Genomic DNA, 16,041 nt, shown 5'->3' with positions numbered 1-16,041 from the left:
CGGGTGGGGGCATGGCGGTATGCGGTCGCGGTCGGCCCCCTGTTATGATTTCAGGCAGACGGCTGGTCGTCCATGGTCGTCACGAATAGGCTGGCGGCCTATGGCGCCCCGCCGGTGAGGCGGGGCGATCCCACAATTACCGCACCAGATGCCATTGCTGGTTCGGATGTCCGCCGCAGTCCCAGACGCGGATCGGCGCGCCGGCTCCGAGATTGCCGACATTGTCGAGGCATTTGCCCGTCTGGCGATTGCGCAACAGGAACCAGCCCGCATCGGTGGGCAGCACTTCCCATTGCTGGCCCACGGCCTGCGAGGCCGGGGCGAGGGTGGTGGCGTCTCCGTTACCGGTATTGCCGGCGGCATCGATCGCGCGGCCATCGGCGCTGATCAGAGTGATGAAGCCGTCCGCATAGCGTACCTTCCAGGTCAACGACATGGCGGTGCCGCTTCCGGCGACCGGTTCGGTCCCGGTTCCGTTGAGCAGCAACATGCTCGACCTGCTCACGAACCGGCGGTCGCCCGCGAACTGGGCGGCCGCATCGCCGAGCCCCATGTCGCTCAACTGTGAGGACACCAGCTGCACGTTGCGCTGGGTCTCGTTGAACTCATTGTCGTAGTTCAGGCCATAGGGCCAGAAATGGATGTTATCGCCCCATTGCACGGCATCGGGGCCATCCAGTGCCTTGATGCGCGCATTGGTGACCGCCCCGGTCCAGCGCCCATTGACCATATAGCGCCCCCATTCGCCATAGGTGCCCGAACCCAGCCAATGGGCCAGCTCGTGCAGCGCCACGCGTCGGCCGATCGACCCGCCGAACTGGATGCGCCAGCGATAGCCCGCCTCTGCGGTCGGCGTACCCTGGTTGTAGGTAACGCTAACGTTCCCGCTATGGCCGGCCAGGGTATTTGTATGATTTATCGTCCAGTCCATCGAGTCGGTGATGCGACCGCGGATATCGTCCGACACGGCGGTATCCATCGACCATGTCAGCTGGCCGATCGTATAGAGTTCCAGTTCCGCAGGCGCGGCGGCGATGGTGCCGGTGGTGCCAGTGGCGGGAGCCGGCACATCCTTCTTGGCGGGCGTTTCGGCCGTTTTGGTGGGGGGCGTGGCGAGTGCCGTCGCCCCCGGCACCACCGCAATCGCATCGGCGGCGCTCTCCCCGCCGCATGATGCCAACAGCACGCCCATCACGCTCGTGGCCAGTGCGATCGCCAACGTCGATGATCCTGCAGACCTGTCCTTTCGCATGTTACTCTCCCATTCTTCGTCGTTTATGAAATTTCTTTCATGGTCGTCGATATCTGATGAACGGGACATGACTGGACGAAGATTGTAAGACAAATAGTGGGGCTATTGAACGGTGGGTTGGATCGAAGCCTGATGCGCGCCGATGCCGGCCATCACGCCCGCGGCCGACGCCAGGGTGGCGTTGTGCATGGGGCTTGCCGCATCACCGGCCGCCCAGACGCCTGGTACCGATGTCGCGCCCCGGGCGTCGACCTTGACATGAGGGCCGGTCAATCCGTCCTCATGTGCGCAACCCAGCATGGCGGCGAGCGCGGTCGCGGGGCGGGTACGCGGCGCGGTGAACAGCGCCGCCAGTTCCACGACGCGCCCATCGGCGAGCCGGACACCGGCCAGCGCCGGCGCCTTGCCGAGCAGCGCGATGACCGGGGTCCGCTCGATGGTCACGCCGCGATCGGCAAGGGCGCGGAGCTGATCGGGATCGGGCTCGAACGCGCCTTGCGTGAAATAGGTGGTCGGCCCCCAGTCGGGAATCAACAGGGCCTGGTGCGGCGACATCGTATGCGCGGCGAGTACGCCGAGCGGCAGGTCGCGCATCTCATAGCCGTGGCAATAGGGACAGTGCAGCACGGTCGCACCCCATCGCTCCATCATGCCCGGAACGGCGGGCAATGCGTCGGTCACGCCCGTCGCCAGAACGAGGCGGGCCGCCTGCCGCTCCCCGCCGACGCCCAGGTGGATGGTGAAGCCATTATCGGCCGCCTCGGCACCGATGGCCTCGCCCGAGAGCAATTCGACGGTCGGATAGCGGCCGAGTTGGCGACGGGCGTCGCGCATGATCGCGGCGGGGGCTCGGCCATCCTGTCCCAGAAAGCCGTGCGCTTCGTCGGCGAACCGGTTGCGAGGAAGCCCGGCGTCGATGACGAGCACCTTTTGCCTTGCGCGGGCGAGTTGGGTCGCGGCGGACAATCCCGCGAAGCTGCCGCCGATCACGATCACGTCGTACATGGGTCATCCTTCATGAAACTATGGGGGTTACATGAGGTAGTGACGGCAGTTTTGCAACATCAAAAGTGACGTGATAGGAGCGTGTCCTGTGAGGGAGCAAGAGTATGGACGCACGCTTGTCGAGAATGCTGCACCTGCTGATCCATATGGGGCGTATGGAGGGGCCGCTGACATCGGGCGATGCCGCGACGATGCTGGGCACCAATCCGGTGGTGGTGCGCCGGACCATGGCCGGCCTGCGCGATGCGGGCTATGTCCGGTCGGAGAAGGGCCATGGCGGCGGGTGGTCGCTGACCCGCCCCCTGGAGGGTATCACCATGCTCGACGTGCACCGCGCGCTAGGGGAGAACCGCATCTTCGCGCTGGGGCCCGCCGACCCCGCACCCGCCTGCCTGGTCGAACAGGCGGTCAACGGGTCACTGGAGGAGGCGCTGGCCGAAGCCGAAGCGCTGTTGTTTCGCCGCCTGGCCGAGGTGACGCTGGCTGATATCGCGGCGGACTTCGATCGGCGCATGGCCGCCTTGCCGGCCAGCGAGATCGAGGCCAGACGAGGGAAAGGCCCGCACCACGCCTGACGAGCAGGGTGATGCGGGCCTTTGATCGGTTGGTCATCGCCCCGGCCTGGGACCGGGGCGACGGTCGGATCAGAAGTCGAAGCGGACCGAGGCGGCGATGGTGCGGCCGTTGATCGAGCGGGCGCGGACCAGCTGGTTGGCCGGGATCGCGGCGTCCTCGGCTTCGGTGATGCCCTTGACGTTGAAGATGTTGTTGGCGTTCAGGTTGAAGCTGATGTTGTCCGCCGCGCGCACCATCACGAAGCCGTTGACCTGCGTATAGGCGGGCATCTTCAGCTGGTTGACCGGCTGGGTATAGCTGGACGTCGTGCCGATCACGTTCGCGCCGAAGCTGACCGGGTCGAAGTCGAACTGCGGCGTCGCCTGATAGACGAAGGCGGCCTGGCGCTGCGGGCGGTTGCCGTTCAGCGTCGGATCGGTCGCGTCGCTGGTGATCTTGGCATCGGTGTAGGTGCCCGCCGCGCTCAGCGAGAAGGGACCCGCGCGGAAGCGGCCTTCCAGCTCGACGCCGGTCGCCTCGTAACGGCGGCTGGTGAACTGCTGCTGCGAGAGCAGATAGTTGGTTTCCTCGGTGCGCGCGTTGAACACGGTGGCGAACAGGCCGATCGGGCCGGCCGAATATTTCAGGCCGCCTTCGGCCTGGCGCACGAAGTCATAGGGCTTGGCGCCATTGACCAACCCGCCGGTCTGCAGGTTGATGGTCGGGCCGAACAGCAGGCGATCGGCATTGACGCGGCCGCCCCGGCTGTAGCGCGCGAACGCCGCCAGCGTCGGGCTCAGGCGATAGTTGACGCCCGCCGAATAGGACAGATAGCTATAGTCATAGTCGATGCCGGTGCGGTTGTTCGGCAGGAACGCGACGTTGCGCTCGGCCGCCGAGATGACGCCGTTGCCGTTGATGTCCTGCGCCCGGGTCGTCACCGCGCCGGGCAGGTCGCCCGCGATGCTGCCCTTGGCCGAGCCGAAGTCGTAGCGCAGGCTGCCGTCGATGTTCAGGCGGCCGATCTCGAAGCCCAGCTGCGCGAAGGGCGCATTGGTCGTGTAGCGTATGTCATAGCTGCGGCGGCAGCAATTGCCGAAAAAGGCCGCCGAATAGAGCGTGCCGCCCGCCGTCTGCGACACGCCGGCCGCGTTGCGGATGTCGACCAGCACCGAGCGGCCATCGCCCTGCACGGTCTGGAAGAACGAAGTCCACAGCCAGTCGGTCTTCACGTCCTGGCGCGAATTGTACATGCCCGCCGCGATCGACAGCTGGCCACCGCCCAGATCGACCTTGCCGTTGATGCGCAGGTCGTTGGTGATGTTGTTCAGGCTCTTGAGGTCGACATCGAACAGCACGACGCTGGCGAGCAGGCCGTTGCCGCCGAGCGCCCCCGGATTGGCGATCCGCTGTCCCGAGAGCGGGCCGCTGGCGTAGAAGAGCTGCGCGCCCGCGCCGGCAAAGCCGTTGGCGGTGGTCTGCGCATCGCCGACCGAGGCGGGGAAGGGCGAGACGAAATCGCCCGAAATGTCCGAATAGCGGAACCGCTCGGTGACGTTCCAGCCATCGGCGATCTCATACTGCCCCTCGAAGCCGACCGACTTCACGTCCGGGTGCATGCCGTCGCCGATGTTGCGGCGCACGACATTGTTGTTGCCGTCGAGCGTCTGGACCGAACGGATATAGCGGCTGTGCAGCGTATCCTCGTTGATCGAGAAGCCGGGGATGTTGATATAGCTGGGGTCGCCGTTGCTGCCGGTCACGCGCACCGGGTTGGGCAGATAGGCGATGCTGCGATCGTCCAGATACTTGCCATAGACGCGGATATAGCCGCCCTCGAACTCGCGGGTGATGTTCGCCTTGATCTGGCCGCCGCGCATCGCGTCGTAGCCGACGTCGCGCGGGCCGTCGCCCAGCCGGTAGAAGCCGCTCAGTTCATAGCGGGTATTGGCGTCGATGCGGCCGCCATAGGCGAAGTCGGCGCGATATTCACGGTAGTCGATGCCCGACGACAGCTGGAACGAGCCGCCTTCCTGCTCGCCGGTCTTCGAGATGAAGTTGATGATGCCGCCCGGCGAGTTGCTGGCGAAGGTCGAGGCCGAGCCGCCACGCACCGACTCGATGCGCGCGAGCGACAGGTCGTTGCGGATGAAGATGTCGGCATTGCCGAAGATGATGTCGCCGAATTCCAGGACGGGCAGGCCGTCCTCCTGCAGCTGCAGGAACTTCGAGCCGCCCGACGCGACGGGCAGGCCGCGCACCGAGATATTAGCGTTGCCTTCGCCGCCCGAGGCCTCGACGCGCACGCCGGGCAGGTTGCGCAGGATCTCGGCGGTGTTGCGCGGCGGGATCTTGGTGGTGAGGTCGGCGTCGAGCGAGCTGACCGAGACCGAGGTGTCGAGGCGGTTGCGCCCCTGTGCCAAGCCGGTGACGACGATATCGCCCGAGGCGGCATTGTCGGTGGACTGCTCGGTCGCGGCGTTGGCGGTGTCCGCCGTCTGCGGGTCCGACAGCTGGGCATGCGCGGCGCTGGCGATCAGCAGCGCGGGAATGGAAGCGAGCAGACGAAAGCGCAGCGACATCACGAAACCTCTCCTGGACCGGCCACCTCTATGGGGGCTGCCGACGCCTATATGGCCTCTTGCAAACCATTGCAATCCAAAATCTGCAATCGTTTGCATGACGCTCTCGATGATAAGGCAGGACTGTAGCATGTGTTCGGGAACAGGCACCTGCGATCGACTCCGTTTGACGATCGTCAATGCCGCCGGTCGACCGGGTCGCCATGATAGACGTCATGGAGGTTTGCCGATGAACGATAGCCGGTTGGAGATCAGGGTCGTGCCGTTCGCCCGGCGATGGCATGTTATCCACGAGATCGATCTGGTTGGCATGATCGCGGAGCATCGGCGCCGCGCGGCGATATGCGCCTGGGCAGAATTAATCGCCGACGGCTTGCCGAACCGGCCGGATGACGAGGGGCTGGGGAGGTTCCTTGGCACCCTCGACGACATGGCGACGCGTATCGAGACGGGCGGTCCACCCCTATGGGACACGACGCTCCGCCATGGCGACCGCGACCCGCTCGGCACCATCCTGCGCGATCATGTCCGCGACCGCCATATGGCGGATGCGGCGGCGGCGCGCGAGGTGATCGCGGCGTTCGATGTCGAGGCGGATACCGCGTCCGAAACGCTGGGGTATATCCTGCGCGGCTTCTTCGCCGCCTGTCGTGGCGGGGTCGAGTTCGAGCAACTGGCCGTCCTGGCGCTGGCGGGACACCGCCTGACCCCCGATGCGCGCGCGGTGTTGACCGACGCGCTGGCGCAGGGCTTCGCGCACTGAGTTCTCAGGCCGCCTCGGCACGCGCGGCAAGCGCGGCGCGGTCGCTGATCGTCACCGCGCGTCCGCCGGGAAGGCCGATGACACCGCTCTGTTTCATCCGGGTCAGCTGACGGCTGACCGTCTCGATCGTCATGCCCAATATGTCGGCGATCTGTCCGCGCGTCAGTGGTAGGTCGAACGTCACGGGGCCATCGGCGCTGGCCCGACAGCCCGATGCGCCCGCGCGCGCCGCCATGTCGAGCAGGAAGCCGGCCACCTTCTCGCTCGCCGATTTGCGCGCCAGCACCAGCATCCGCCCGCGCGCTTCATTGAGCGACTCGAATGTCCGCTGGAGGAGCAGCCGCTCCATGCGCTGGTGATCGTCCAGCACCCGCTCGAAGGCGGCGCGGGGAAACACGCACAGGTCGGCGTCGGTCAGCGCGGTCAGCGTGAAGTCGACCTCCCCGGCATAGGGCTGGCCGAAGAAATCGGCCGGGTAGAGCAGGCCGACCGTCTGTTCGCGACCATCGGCGGTCGCCGCCACCAGCTTGAGCACGCCCGACAGCAGGTTGCCGCAGATCACCGCCTCTTCACCAGCCCAGGCGATCGTCTGGCCGCGCGCGACATGGCGCTTTTGACCGAGGGTGTTCAGCGCGCGCAGTTCCCGGTCGTCCAGGCTGCCGCACAAGGCCCGGTCGCGCACCGCACAATCGGCACAAATGACGTTGGGGATCATGGCCGTGCCATATAGCGCGGCGATAATCCCCTGTCGTCGGACGGATTGTCCTATCTGTCACCGACGCGACGACGCGTCATCCTCCTGCGGCAGATGGAATTCATGCCAGATGCCGTTGAGGATGCCGAAGCCGATGGCGAGGCCAAGGCCCAGGACCCAGGAGAAATACCACATGGCTCGTTCCCTTCTCAGTAGAAATCGGGGTTGGTACGGACGTCCTGGGCGGTCACGCGGCCGAACATCACCCGGTATGCCCAAGCGGTGTAGGCGAGCACGATCGGCAGGAAGACCAGCGTGACGAACAGCATGATGCCCAGTGTCTTGGCGGTCGAGGATGCGTTCCACACCGTCAGGCTGCTATGCGCGTCGATGCTGGACGGCAGGATGAAGGGGAACATCGAACAGCCGACCGTGGCGATGATGCCGATGGCGGCCAGCGACGATCCGGTGAAGGCCAACCCCTCGCGCCCCGCCCGGATACCGACCAGCGCCAGCGCGGCCCCGGCGAAGCCCGCCACCGGCAACGCGGTCATCCAGGGATATAGCGCATAGTTGCCGAGCCACGCCCCGCCGGCATGCGCCGCGGTCGTGCGCAGCGGATTGGACGGTCCGAGCGGATCGACTGCACCAACGATGCGATAGCCGATGTCGCCCCACGCGACGAAGGCGAAGCCGACCGCGAACAACAGGATGGAGGCGATGGCCGCCACCGTGCCGAACGTCCGCGCACGGTCATGGACGGGACCATGTTCGACCTTGATCGACAGCCATGCCGCGCCGTGCAGCACCAGCATCGCGACCGAGAGCAGCCCGCAGACCAGTGTGAATGGCGTGAACAACCCCAGCAAGGTGCCGTCGTAAAAGGCGCGTAGATCGCCATCCAGGCGGAAGGGCGCGCCCAACAGGACATTCCCGACCGCGACCCCGGAGACGAGGGCGGGCACCAGCCCCCCGACGAACAGCGCCCAGTCCCAGCGAGCGCGCCAGGCGGGGTCGGGCTTTTTCGAGCGGTATTTGAACCCCACCGGCCGCAGGATCAGCGCGGCCAGCACCAGGAACATCGCGAGGTAGAAGCCCGAAAAGCTGACCGCATAGACGAAGGGCCAGGCGGCGAAGATCGCGCCGCCGCCCAGGATGAACCAGACCTGGTTTCCCTCCCAGGTCGGCCCGATGGAGTTGATGACCATCCGCCGCTCGGCATCGTCGCGCGCGACGAAGGGCAGGAGGGCGGCGACGCCGAGGTCGAACCCGTCGGTCAGCGCGAAGCCGATCAACAGCACGCCCAGCAGCGCCCACCAGATCAGGCGTAATATCTCATAATCGAACATGTCCCACTCCTTCTGCTCAGGCGGTGACGGGAATGGCGGCGGGGATCGGGCCGCGTGCGGGCTGGTCGTCCCGTTCCTCCGGTCCGTGCGCGATGGCGGCCAGGATCAGCCGTATCTCGATCACCGCCAGCACGCCGTAGAGCGCGGTGAAGCCCGCCAGCGTGGTCCATAGCGCGCCGCGCGTGAGCGAGCTGCTGGCCAGGAAGGTCGGCAACACGCCCTCGATCGCCCAGGGCTGCCGCCCCAGCTCGGCGACGACCCAGCCCAGCTCGATCGCGATCCAGGGCAGGGGGATCGCCGCGACCGCCAGGCGCAAGAACCAGCGGGCGTTCACGTGCATCCTGAGCGAACAAAGGATGAAGGCGGTGGCGAACAGCGCGATCATCGCAAAGCCGATCAGCGCCATGATGCGGAAACTCCAGAACAGCAGGCCGACATCGGGCACCGTGTCCCATGCCGCCGCCTCGATCTGCTGCGGGGTCGCGGCGCGCGGGTCCGCCATCTGGCGCTTGAGCAGCAGGGCATAGCCCAGGTCGCGCTTGTGCGCCTCGAACCGCGCGCGTTGGGCCATGTCTTGCGGGTTCGCCTTCAGCCGCTGGACCGCGTCATAGGCGATCACGCCCGAGGCGATCCGCTCCTGCGCCTTCAGCACGAGCTCGGACATGCCCGTCACCGTGCCGTCCAGACTGCGCGTGGCGATCAGGCCCAGCAGCCAGGGAATCTCGACCTTGTAGCGCGTCTCGCGCGCGACGGTGTCGGGATAGCCGAACAGGGTCAGGCCGGAGGGGCCGGGTTCGGTGTGCCAGACCGCCTCGATCGCGGCGAGCTTCATCTTCTGGTTGTCGGTCAGCGCATAACCGCTTTCATCACCCAGCACGACGACCGACAGCGAGGAGGCGAGGCCGAACGCCGCCGCCACCGTCATCGACCGGCGCGCGACGGGCAGGAACCGGCCCTTGAGCAGCCAGAAGGCCGATACGCCCAGCACCACGACCGAGGCGCAGACATAGCCCGCGCTGACCGTGTGGACGAACTTGGCCTGCGCGACCGGATTGAACAGCACCGCGCCGAAGTCGGCGACCTCCATGCGCATCGTGTCGGGATTGAAGCTCGCCCCGACCGGGTTCTGCATCCAGCCATTGGCTATCAGGATCCACAGCGCCGACAGGTTCGTGCCCAGCGCCACCATGAAGGTGACGATCAGATGGCCTAGCTTGGAAAGGCGATCCCAGCCGAAGAACATCAATCCGACGAACGTCGCCTCCAGAAAGAAGGCCATCAGCCCTTCGATCGCCAGCGGCGCGCCGAAGATGTCGCCGACATAATGCGAGAAATAGGACCAGTTGGTGCCGAACTGGAACTCCATGGTGAGGCCGGTCGCCACACCCAGCACGAAGTTGATGCCGAAGATCTTGCCCCAGAAGCGCGTGGTGACGCGCCATACCGGGCGGTTGGTCATGACATAGACCGATTCCATGATGACCAGCATCATCGACAGGCCCAGTGTCAGCGGCACGAATAAAAAATGATACAGCGCGGTAGCCGCGAATTGCAGCCGCGACAGGTCGACGACCCCCGGATCCATATGACGCCTCCATCGAAGGCCATCCCCGGCCTTCCCGGCAAAGGGGGTAGGTTCTGGGGGCGGTCGAAACATTGACCGCGGTCAAAGACCCGGGCGATCGCCCCGGCGAGTGTGCCGGCATGACGACGATCACGCATGACCGCAGCGCCGCGAGGGCGCGTACCCGCTGGCTGAACCGGGCGGCGGGCCGGCGCGATGGCGCGGCGGGGCTGCTCCTGCTCGACACGATGGCGGCGATCGGCTTCGCGGTCGCTATCGCCGGTGGCGTCGCGGCAATCGCGGCGGAGGAAAGCGCCTGGCCCTGGGCTATGTTGATGCTCGGGGCAGGGTCGCTGCGCGGGCTGTTCGCCGCCGCCGCGATGCGGATCGGTGCGCGGCGCGCTGCGGCGGCCAAGCGGGAACAGCGCGGGCGCGTGATCGCCGACGCGTTGTACCGCACCTCCGGCCGGCCGATCGACGCGGGCCTGCTGGCGGCGCAGGCGGTCGATGCGGTCGAGGCGCTGGATGGCTATGTCGCGCGCTTCCTGCCCGCCCGGAGTGCCGCCGCGATCGCCCCGATGCTCGTGCTGGCCGCCACCGCCTGGGCCAGCTGGTTCGCGGCCTTGATCCTGGCCGCGACGCTGGTGCCGTTCGTCGCCGCAATGATCCTGGCCGGCGGCGCGGCGGCGGATGAGTCGCGTCGCCAGTTCGCCGCGCTCCACCGCCTGTCGGCGCGCTTCGGCGACCGGGTGCGCGCGTTGCCCGTAATCCTCGCCTTCGGCGCCGAAGCGCGCGAGACGGAGGCGATCGGGGCGGCCGCCCGCGAGCTGGCCGAGCGCACGATGCGGGTGTTGCGCATCGCCTTCCTGTCCTCCGCCGCACTGGAATTCTTCGCGGCGTTGTCGGTCGCGCTGGTCGCGGTCTATTGCGGCTTTTCGGTTCTCGGCCTGTTGCCCTTCGCCGCGCCCGAGAGCCTCGATCTTACGCACGCCTTTTTCGTCCTGGCGCTCGCACCCGAATTCTATGCGCCGATGCGTCGGCTGGCCGCCGCCTATCATGACCGGCAGGGTGCGGAGACCGCCGCCGACACGCTGATGGCGATCCCCGCGCCCGTCGCGAACGCGCCCGTTGTCCTGACCGCGCCGTTGGTCTTGCACGACGTCACCATCCGCTACCCGGACGCTGACCGGCCGGCGGTGGCGGGACTTTCCCTGCGGATCGCACCGGGCGAGATCGTCGCGCTGCTCGGCCCGTCGGGCAGCGGCAAGACGAGCGTGCTGCATGCGCTGCTCGGCCTGGCGCCGCTGTCCGCCGGCACCATCGCGGCGAACGGTACGCCCATCGCCTCGATCGCCGGGCAGGCGAGCTGGGCCGGGCAGCATCCGCTGCTGATCGCCGGTACGATCCGTGAGAATCTTTTGCTGGCATATCCAAGCGCGGACGACGTCGCGCTGGCACGGGCCATCGCGCTGGCGGGGCTGGGGCCGATGCTGGCGCGGCGGGAGGGCGGGCTGGACCACCGGCTCGACGCGCGGGGCAGCGGCCTGTCGGGCGGCGAGCGGCGACGGATCGCGCTCGCTCGCGCGCTGCTTAAACCCGCGCCCTTTCTGCTGCTCGATGAGCCGACCGCGCATCTCGACGCACAGGCCGAGGCGGCGCTGATCGCCACCATCGCCCAGGCCGCGCGCGGACGCACCACCCTGATCGCCACCCATAGCGAAGCGCTCGCCGCCATCGCCACCCGCATCGTCCGGCTGGGAGACGCCGCATGACCATGTCCTCGCCGCTCGCCCGCCTGCTCGCCAACGAACGCCGGGTAGAGCGCCGTCGCTTGCGACAGGCCGCCATCTGCGCCGCGCTGGTCGCGGCGGCCTCGGTCCTCCTGCTCGGTCTGTCGGGCTGGTTCCTGACCGCCGCCGCGCTGGCGGGAAGCACGGGTGTCGTGGCGGCGCAGGCGTTCAACTATATGCTGCCCTCGGCGGGCATCCGGCTGCTCGCGATCGTGCGTACAGGCGCCCGCTATGGCGAGCGGCTGGCCGGCCACGCCGCCGCCTTCGGCGCGCTCGCTCGGTTGCGGCCCGCGCTTTACCACGCCATCACGACTGCCCCGCCCGAGGACGCGCTGGCGCTCGGCCGGGGGGAGGCGACCGCGCGGCTGATCGGCGATGTCGATGCGGTGGAGCTGCGCTTCGTCCGCCTCTCGGGGCCCTGGGGCGTCGCAGCGGCACTGGTTTCCGGGATGGCGCTGGCCCTGCTGGGGGGATGGTCGGTCGCGGGTGTGACCCTGGTCTGTGTCGGCGCTGTGCTGTTGATCGGCCATGGCCTTGCCCGGCGGCTCGACGTCCCTGGCCGTGCGGTGCAGCGCGCGACCGGGGATCTGCGCGAAGAGGTGGCGATGCTCGGCGACGCGGCGGCGGAGCTGCGCTGCTTCGCGCTGGAAGACTGGGCGATCGATCGTATCGAGCAGGCCGGGGATCGGCTGGCGGCGGCGCAGCGTCGGCAGGCGGCGGTGGCGGCGGGGTTCGAATGGCTGCATGCCGCCGGCGTTGCGTTGGCGGCGGCCTTGGCGCTTACAATGGGGGCGCATGCCGGGGCGGCGATCGCGGCGCTGGCCGCGCTGGCGGCGGCGATGACCGTCGATGCCATCGCCCCGGTCCTGCGCGCGATGACCGAGCGGGGACGGCTGGCCGAAGCCGAGGCGCGGCTGAACAGCGTGCTGACGGCGGGAGCGGGCCGGCCCCATGCGACCGCGCCCGCACCGATCGACCCGGCATCGCTGGTCCTTGATGGTCAGCGGGTTGCGCGCGGTACGCGGATCGCGCTCACGGGGCCGTCGGGCTGCGGCAAGACGACGCTGGTCGAGGGGCTTCTGGGTCTGCGCGCCTTGGCGGCGGGCCGCGTCCTGGTGGATGGGCGGGATGCCGCCACCCTTCCGGCCACGGTACGACGCGCGACCTTCGCCTGGGCGCCGCAGGACGCCGCGTTGATCGCGGGCACGGTGCGCGACAATCTGCGGCTCGCCGATGCCCTCGCGGACGATGACCGGCTGTGGCAGGCGCTGGCCGATGCGGCGCTGGACGGGGTGGTGCGGGCATTGCCGCACGGGCTCGACGCATGGCTGGGCGACGATGGCGCACGGCTGTCGGGCGGTGAGCGGCGGCGGCTGTCGCTGGCGCGCGCCTATCTGGTCGCCGCGCCATGGCTATTGCTGGACGAACCGGTCGAGGGGCTGGACGGCGATCTGGCGGCGTTGGTGGCCGCGCGGCTCGATGCGCGGCTGAAGCGCACCGGGCAGGGCCTGATCGTGGTCAGCCACCGAGCGGTCCTGACCAGCTTGTGCGATCGGCAATGGCCGGCATGCCCCACGCCGCGCCGGTCGGTCGCCTGACGGATCAGCCCGCCACGGCGGCAAGGCGCGGCGGGTCGAGCAGGCGAACGCCGCGCAGACCGGACAGCGCGATCAGTCCGGTGTCCTGAAACAGCGTCATGTGCCGGCTGACCGTCTCGATGGCGAGGCCTAGCGCCTCCGCCATCGCACCGCGCGACAGCGGCAGGCAGAACGCCTCCCGGTCCCGGCATCCGCTTCGTCGCGCCATATCGAGCAGCAGCGCCGCCACCCGTGCATCGGCGCGTCCCCGCGCCAGCATCGGCATCCAGCGGCGCGCCTCGGCCAGTGTCGCCATCGTCCGGCGCAGCATCAGCCGGCGCGCGGCCGGATGGTCGGCGAGGACGGCCTCCAGCGCGGGACGCGGATAGACGCACAGATCGGCGTCGCTCAACGCCGTGATCGTGTCGGCCGCGCGCGCGACGAACAGGCTACCGACGAAATCGCCCGGATAGAGCAGTCCGACGATCTGGACCCGGCCATCGGCCTGCGCCCGCGTGACCTTCAGCACACCGCAGACGAGGTTGGCGCAGATCGGCGACGGCTCTCCCGCCCAGCATATGATCTGTCCGCCTACGATGCGGCGGCGGCGCCCGATATGGTGCAGCGCGGCCAGCTCGTCGTCCTTCAACCCCACGCACATCGCCGTCGCGCGCACCGGACAGGCGGAGCAGCGCGGCGGTGGATCAGACGGCATGGCTGAAGCGCGTATCGTCGACCGCGCGCCAGGCGTCGATCGCGGCGGCGATGCTGCGCGCATAGGGCAGGGCGGCCTCCGTCAGATGCAGCTCGCTACCCCGCCAGTCGATCAGACCGACCGTCGCGAAGGGGTGGAGACGGGCCGCGACCATGTCCCTCTCAGGCAGGAAGGCGAGGTCGGCCACGCCCCGGCACAGCAGCGCCTCGATCGCGCGCGCGCGTCGCTGCTCCAGCGGCCCGCGCCGGATACCCCGCGTGATGGCAAAGCGCCCTTCGGCGATCGCGCCGTGCCATTCGCCGGCCTTCTTGGCATTCTGAAGCAGGCGGTCGGGGAACTGGCTGATCGCGCTGGCGCCCAGGCCGATGAGGATGTCGGCGGGGTCTTCGGTGAACCCCTGGAAGTTGCGGCGCAGGGTACCATCGTCGGCGGCGCGCGCCAGCGCGTCGCCCGGCCTGGCGAAATGGTCGAACCCGATGGCGCGGTAGCCCGTCGCGGTCAGCCGGTCATGCGCCAGCGCCGCCTGGCGAAAGCGCGCCGCCGCATCGGGCAGCGCGGTGGCGTCGATGCGGCGCTGGCGCGGGATCATGTGCGGGACATGGGCATAGCCGAAGACGGCCAGGCGTTCCGGCGCCAGTTCCAGCGTGGTCTCGATCGTCGCGGCCAGTGCGGCATCGTCCTGTCCCGGCAGGCCGTACATCAGGTCGAAATTGATCGACGCCACCCCGGCGCCGCGCAGCAGGTCCACGGTACGGACGATGTCGGCCAGCGGCTGGACCCGGCCGATCGCGGCCTGAAGCGCGGGGTCGAACGTCTGCACGCCCAGGCTGACGCGGCCGACGCCGCATCGCGCCAGGGCCAAGGCCCAATCGGCATCGAACCCGCGCGGATCGATCTCGACCGACAGGACGGCCCCGGTACAGGAGAAGACGGTGCGAAGATGCGCGACCAGTGCGACCAGGGCCTGCGGCGGGATCGCATTGGGACTGCCGCCCCCTAACGCGATCCGCCCGACCCGGCCCCGCCCGCCGAGGCGAGCCGCGACCAGATCGATTTCCGCATGCAATCGCGCGAGATAGCCATCCAGCCGCGCCGTCCGGTTCGCGGCACCCGTGTTGCACCCGCAATACCAGCAGATCGTCCGGCAATACGGGATGTGCAGATACAGCGATACCGGCGTATCCGCCCCGATCCTGTCGAGCGCCGCACCCATGTCATCCGGGCCGACGCCATCGCCGAACTCGGCGGCGGTCGGATAGCTGGTGTAGCGCGGCACGGGCCGGGCGAGCAGGTCGGGATGATAGGGCCACATGCCGCATCTGGTGCCCCGATCCCGTCGCTCCGCCTTTGACCATGGTCAAAACCGCCCTTGTCGATGGTCAAGGCGGGGCCGTGCGCCGGCGCCTAACCCGGCCCCCATGACCATCAGAGGAGATTGGGGATGACGATCATCAGGACCAGCATCGGCCTGCTCGCGATTGCCGCCGCCGCCATCGGCGCACCGGCATCGGCGCAGGATGTCGCGCGCGTCGGCGTGAAGGCGGGCGACGTGTTGCTGCGGGCGCGTGCGATCCTCGTGGCGCCCAACGAGCGGTCAAGTGCCATCCTGCCCGGCCTGCCGGGCGAGACGGTCCGTGTCGGCAACAGCGTCATGCCGGAGGTCGACGCCACCTATATGGCGACGGACAGGATCGGCTTCGAACTGATCGCCGCCACCACGAAGCACAAGGTGGGCGGAGTGCGGGGGACGACCGGCGCGATCGGCGACCTCGCCTCGACCTGGGTGTTGCCGCCCACGCTCACCGTCCAATATCATTTCCGGCCCCGGGCGCATGTCCGCCCCTATGTCGGCGCAGGGGTGAACTACACGATCTTCTGGAACGAGAAGGCCAGCGCGGCGCTCCGCTCGGCCGTCGGCCCGACCCGCGTGCACCTGAAGGACAGTGTCGGCTGGGCCGCACAGGCGGGCGTCGACGTCGACATCTCGCGCACGCTGTTCCTGAACCTGGACGTCAAATATATTGACATCGATACACGGGCGCGTCTGGATACGACGGCGCTCGGCCGGCAGCGGGTGCATGTCGCCCTTGATCCGTTGGTGTTCGGCGTCGGCCTGGGCATGCGCTTATAGCCCGCACGGCCCCTCGATAGGGCGGCGCCATGGCGGAGGGCGATGCGCGCGGGGTCGACAGCCG

General features: G+C 68.4%; 14 protein-coding genes. 5 read left to right on the top strand and 9 right to left on the bottom strand.

The window, feature by feature from the left end; all coding sequences use genetic code 11:
- Positions 1–136 precede the first annotated feature (136 nt).
- Both ACQKJZ_RS00315 and ACQKJZ_RS00310 read right to left on the bottom strand, forming a co-directional pair.
- A complete protein-coding gene (locus ACQKJZ_RS00315) occupies positions 137–1,219 on the bottom strand; it encodes an RICIN domain-containing protein (RefSeq protein WP_427729557.1) in 1,083 nt (360 codons plus the stop codon).
- Between the two features lie 135 nt (positions 1,220–1,354).
- On the bottom strand, positions 1,355–2,257 hold the full coding sequence (locus tag ACQKJZ_RS00310; protein ID WP_427729556.1) for an NAD(P)/FAD-dependent oxidoreductase: 903 nt from the start codon (positions 2,255–2,257) through the stop codon (positions 1,355–1,357).
- 104 nt (positions 2,258–2,361) lie between these two features.
- On the opposite strand from ACQKJZ_RS00310, the gene ACQKJZ_RS00305 reads away from it, so the two are divergent.
- Positions 2,362–2,832 carry an Rrf2 family transcriptional regulator gene (locus ACQKJZ_RS00305; protein ID WP_427729555.1) on the top strand — a complete coding sequence of 157 codons (471 nt, stop codon included), beginning with the start codon at positions 2,362–2,364 and terminating at the stop codon, positions 2,830–2,832.
- 69 nt (positions 2,833–2,901) lie between these two features.
- Here ACQKJZ_RS00305 and ACQKJZ_RS00300 read toward each other — a convergent pair whose 3' ends face one another.
- The gene (locus ACQKJZ_RS00300; RefSeq protein WP_427729578.1) at positions 2,902–5,394 is read right to left on the bottom strand and encodes a TonB-dependent receptor domain-containing protein; all 2,493 of its coding nucleotides are present in this window, start codon (positions 5,392–5,394) and stop codon (positions 2,902–2,904) included.
- 229 nt (positions 5,395–5,623) lie between these two features.
- On the opposite strand from ACQKJZ_RS00300, the gene ACQKJZ_RS00295 reads away from it, so the two are divergent.
- Positions 5,624–6,157 (top strand): hypothetical protein, encoded by a 534-nt coding sequence (locus tag ACQKJZ_RS00295; protein ID WP_427729554.1) that lies wholly within the window; start codon positions 5,624–5,626, stop codon positions 6,155–6,157.
- Positions 6,158–6,161: 4 nt separating this feature from the next.
- Here the strand turns inward: ACQKJZ_RS00295 and ACQKJZ_RS00290 are convergent, their stop codons facing one another.
- From ACQKJZ_RS00290 to ACQKJZ_RS00275, 4 genes are read right to left on the bottom strand one after another with little or no spacing between them, the layout of a single operon-like run.
- Positions 6,162–6,872: a Crp/Fnr family transcriptional regulator gene (locus ACQKJZ_RS00290; protein ID WP_427729553.1), complete on the bottom strand. Its 711-nt coding sequence runs from the start codon at positions 6,870–6,872 to the stop codon at positions 6,162–6,164.
- Positions 6,873–6,929: 57 nt separating this feature from the next.
- Positions 6,930–7,046: a cytochrome bd-I oxidase subunit CydX gene (gene cydX / locus ACQKJZ_RS00285; RefSeq protein WP_427729552.1), complete on the bottom strand. Its 117-nt coding sequence runs from the start codon at positions 7,044–7,046 to the stop codon at positions 6,930–6,932.
- 14 nt (positions 7,047–7,060) lie between these two features.
- Positions 7,061–8,200 (bottom strand): cytochrome d ubiquinol oxidase subunit II, encoded by a 1,140-nt coding sequence (cydB, locus tag ACQKJZ_RS00280; RefSeq protein ID WP_427729551.1) that lies wholly within the window; start codon positions 8,198–8,200, stop codon positions 7,061–7,063.
- A 16-nt stretch (positions 8,201–8,216) separates the two neighbouring features.
- Positions 8,217–9,785 (bottom strand): cytochrome ubiquinol oxidase subunit I, encoded by a 1,569-nt coding sequence (locus tag ACQKJZ_RS00275; RefSeq protein ID WP_427729550.1) that lies wholly within the window; start codon positions 9,783–9,785, stop codon positions 8,217–8,219.
- 119 nt (positions 9,786–9,904) lie between these two features.
- Here ACQKJZ_RS00275 and cydD point away from each other — a divergent pair, with 119 nt between their 5' ends.
- Both cydD and ACQKJZ_RS00265 read left to right on the top strand, forming a co-directional pair.
- Positions 9,905–11,536 carry a thiol reductant ABC exporter subunit CydD gene (cydD, locus tag ACQKJZ_RS00270; protein ID WP_427729549.1) on the top strand — a complete coding sequence of 544 codons (1,632 nt, stop codon included), beginning with the start codon at positions 9,905–9,907 and terminating at the stop codon, positions 11,534–11,536.
- On the top strand, positions 11,533–13,152 hold the full coding sequence (locus ACQKJZ_RS00265) for an amino acid ABC transporter ATP-binding/permease protein (RefSeq protein WP_427729548.1): 1,620 nt from the start codon (positions 11,533–11,535) through the stop codon (positions 13,150–13,152). The genes cydD and ACQKJZ_RS00265 overlap by 4 nt, the downstream gene beginning before the upstream one ends.
- Before the next feature lie 4 nt (positions 13,153–13,156).
- Here ACQKJZ_RS00265 and ACQKJZ_RS00260 read toward each other — a convergent pair whose 3' ends face one another.
- Together ACQKJZ_RS00260 and hemN are read right to left on the bottom strand one after the other, a co-directional pair.
- The gene (locus tag ACQKJZ_RS00260) at positions 13,157–13,846 is read right to left on the bottom strand and encodes a Crp/Fnr family transcriptional regulator (RefSeq protein ID WP_427729547.1); all 690 of its coding nucleotides are present in this window, start codon (positions 13,844–13,846) and stop codon (positions 13,157–13,159) included.
- Positions 13,836–15,158: an oxygen-independent coproporphyrinogen III oxidase gene (gene hemN / locus ACQKJZ_RS00255; protein ID WP_427729546.1), complete on the bottom strand. Its 1,323-nt coding sequence runs from the start codon at positions 15,156–15,158 to the stop codon at positions 13,836–13,838. The genes ACQKJZ_RS00260 and hemN overlap by 11 nt, the downstream gene beginning before the upstream one ends.
- 129 nt (positions 15,159–15,287) lie before the next feature.
- On the opposite strand from hemN, the gene ACQKJZ_RS00250 reads away from it, so the two are divergent.
- Positions 15,288–15,977, top strand: coding sequence for an OmpW/AlkL family protein (locus ACQKJZ_RS00250; RefSeq protein WP_312490955.1), 690 nt, complete (start codon positions 15,288–15,290; stop codon positions 15,975–15,977).
- The last annotated feature ends 64 nt before the right edge of the window (positions 15,978–16,041 follow it).

This window comes from Sphingomonas sp. NPDC019816 (assembly GCF_050274375.1).
In the GTDB taxonomy this organism is placed as follows: Bacteria; Pseudomonadota; Alphaproteobacteria; order Sphingomonadales; family Sphingomonadaceae; genus Sphingomonas.
Note: the sequence above shows the minus strand (reverse complement) of the source record. Positions and strands in the feature narration are given on the sequence as shown.

Excerpts from the sequence above, each read along its gene's own strand:
- ACQKJZ_RS00310 (WP_427729556.1), bottom strand. The coding sequence starts at position 2,257 with ATGTACGACGTGATCGTGATCGGCGGCAGCTTCGCGGGATTGTCCGCC.
- ACQKJZ_RS00305 (WP_427729555.1), top strand. The coding sequence starts at position 2,362 with ATGGACGCACGCTTGTCGAGAATGCTGCACCTGCTGATCCATATGGGG.
- ACQKJZ_RS00300 (WP_427729578.1), bottom strand. The coding sequence starts at position 5,394 with ATGTCGCTGCGCTTTCGTCTGCTCGCTTCCATTCCCGCGCTGCTGATC.
- ACQKJZ_RS00295 (WP_427729554.1), top strand. The coding sequence starts at position 5,624 with ATGAACGATAGCCGGTTGGAGATCAGGGTCGTGCCGTTCGCCCGGCGA.
- ACQKJZ_RS00290 (WP_427729553.1), bottom strand. The coding sequence starts at position 6,872 with ATGATCCCCAACGTCATTTGTGCCGATTGTGCGGTGCGCGACCGGGCC.
- cydX (WP_427729552.1), bottom strand. The coding sequence starts at position 7,046 with ATGTGGTATTTCTCCTGGGTCCTGGGCCTTGGCCTCGCCATCGGCTTC.
- cydB (WP_427729551.1), bottom strand. The coding sequence starts at position 8,200 with ATGTTCGATTATGAGATATTACGCCTGATCTGGTGGGCGCTGCTGGGC.
- ACQKJZ_RS00275 (WP_427729550.1), bottom strand. The coding sequence starts at position 9,785 with ATGGATCCGGGGGTCGTCGACCTGTCGCGGCTGCAATTCGCGGCTACC.
- cydD (WP_427729549.1), top strand. The coding sequence starts at position 9,905 with ATGACGACGATCACGCATGACCGCAGCGCCGCGAGGGCGCGTACCCGC.
- ACQKJZ_RS00265 (WP_427729548.1), top strand. The coding sequence starts at position 11,533 with ATGACCATGTCCTCGCCGCTCGCCCGCCTGCTCGCCAACGAACGCCGG.
- ACQKJZ_RS00260 (WP_427729547.1), bottom strand. The coding sequence starts at position 13,846 with ATGCCGTCTGATCCACCGCCGCGCTGCTCCGCCTGTCCGGTGCGCGCG.
- hemN (WP_427729546.1), bottom strand. The coding sequence starts at position 15,158 with ATGTGGCCCTATCATCCCGACCTGCTCGCCCGGCCCGTGCCGCGCTAC.
- ACQKJZ_RS00250 (WP_312490955.1), top strand. The coding sequence starts at position 15,288 with ATGACGATCATCAGGACCAGCATCGGCCTGCTCGCGATTGCCGCCGCC.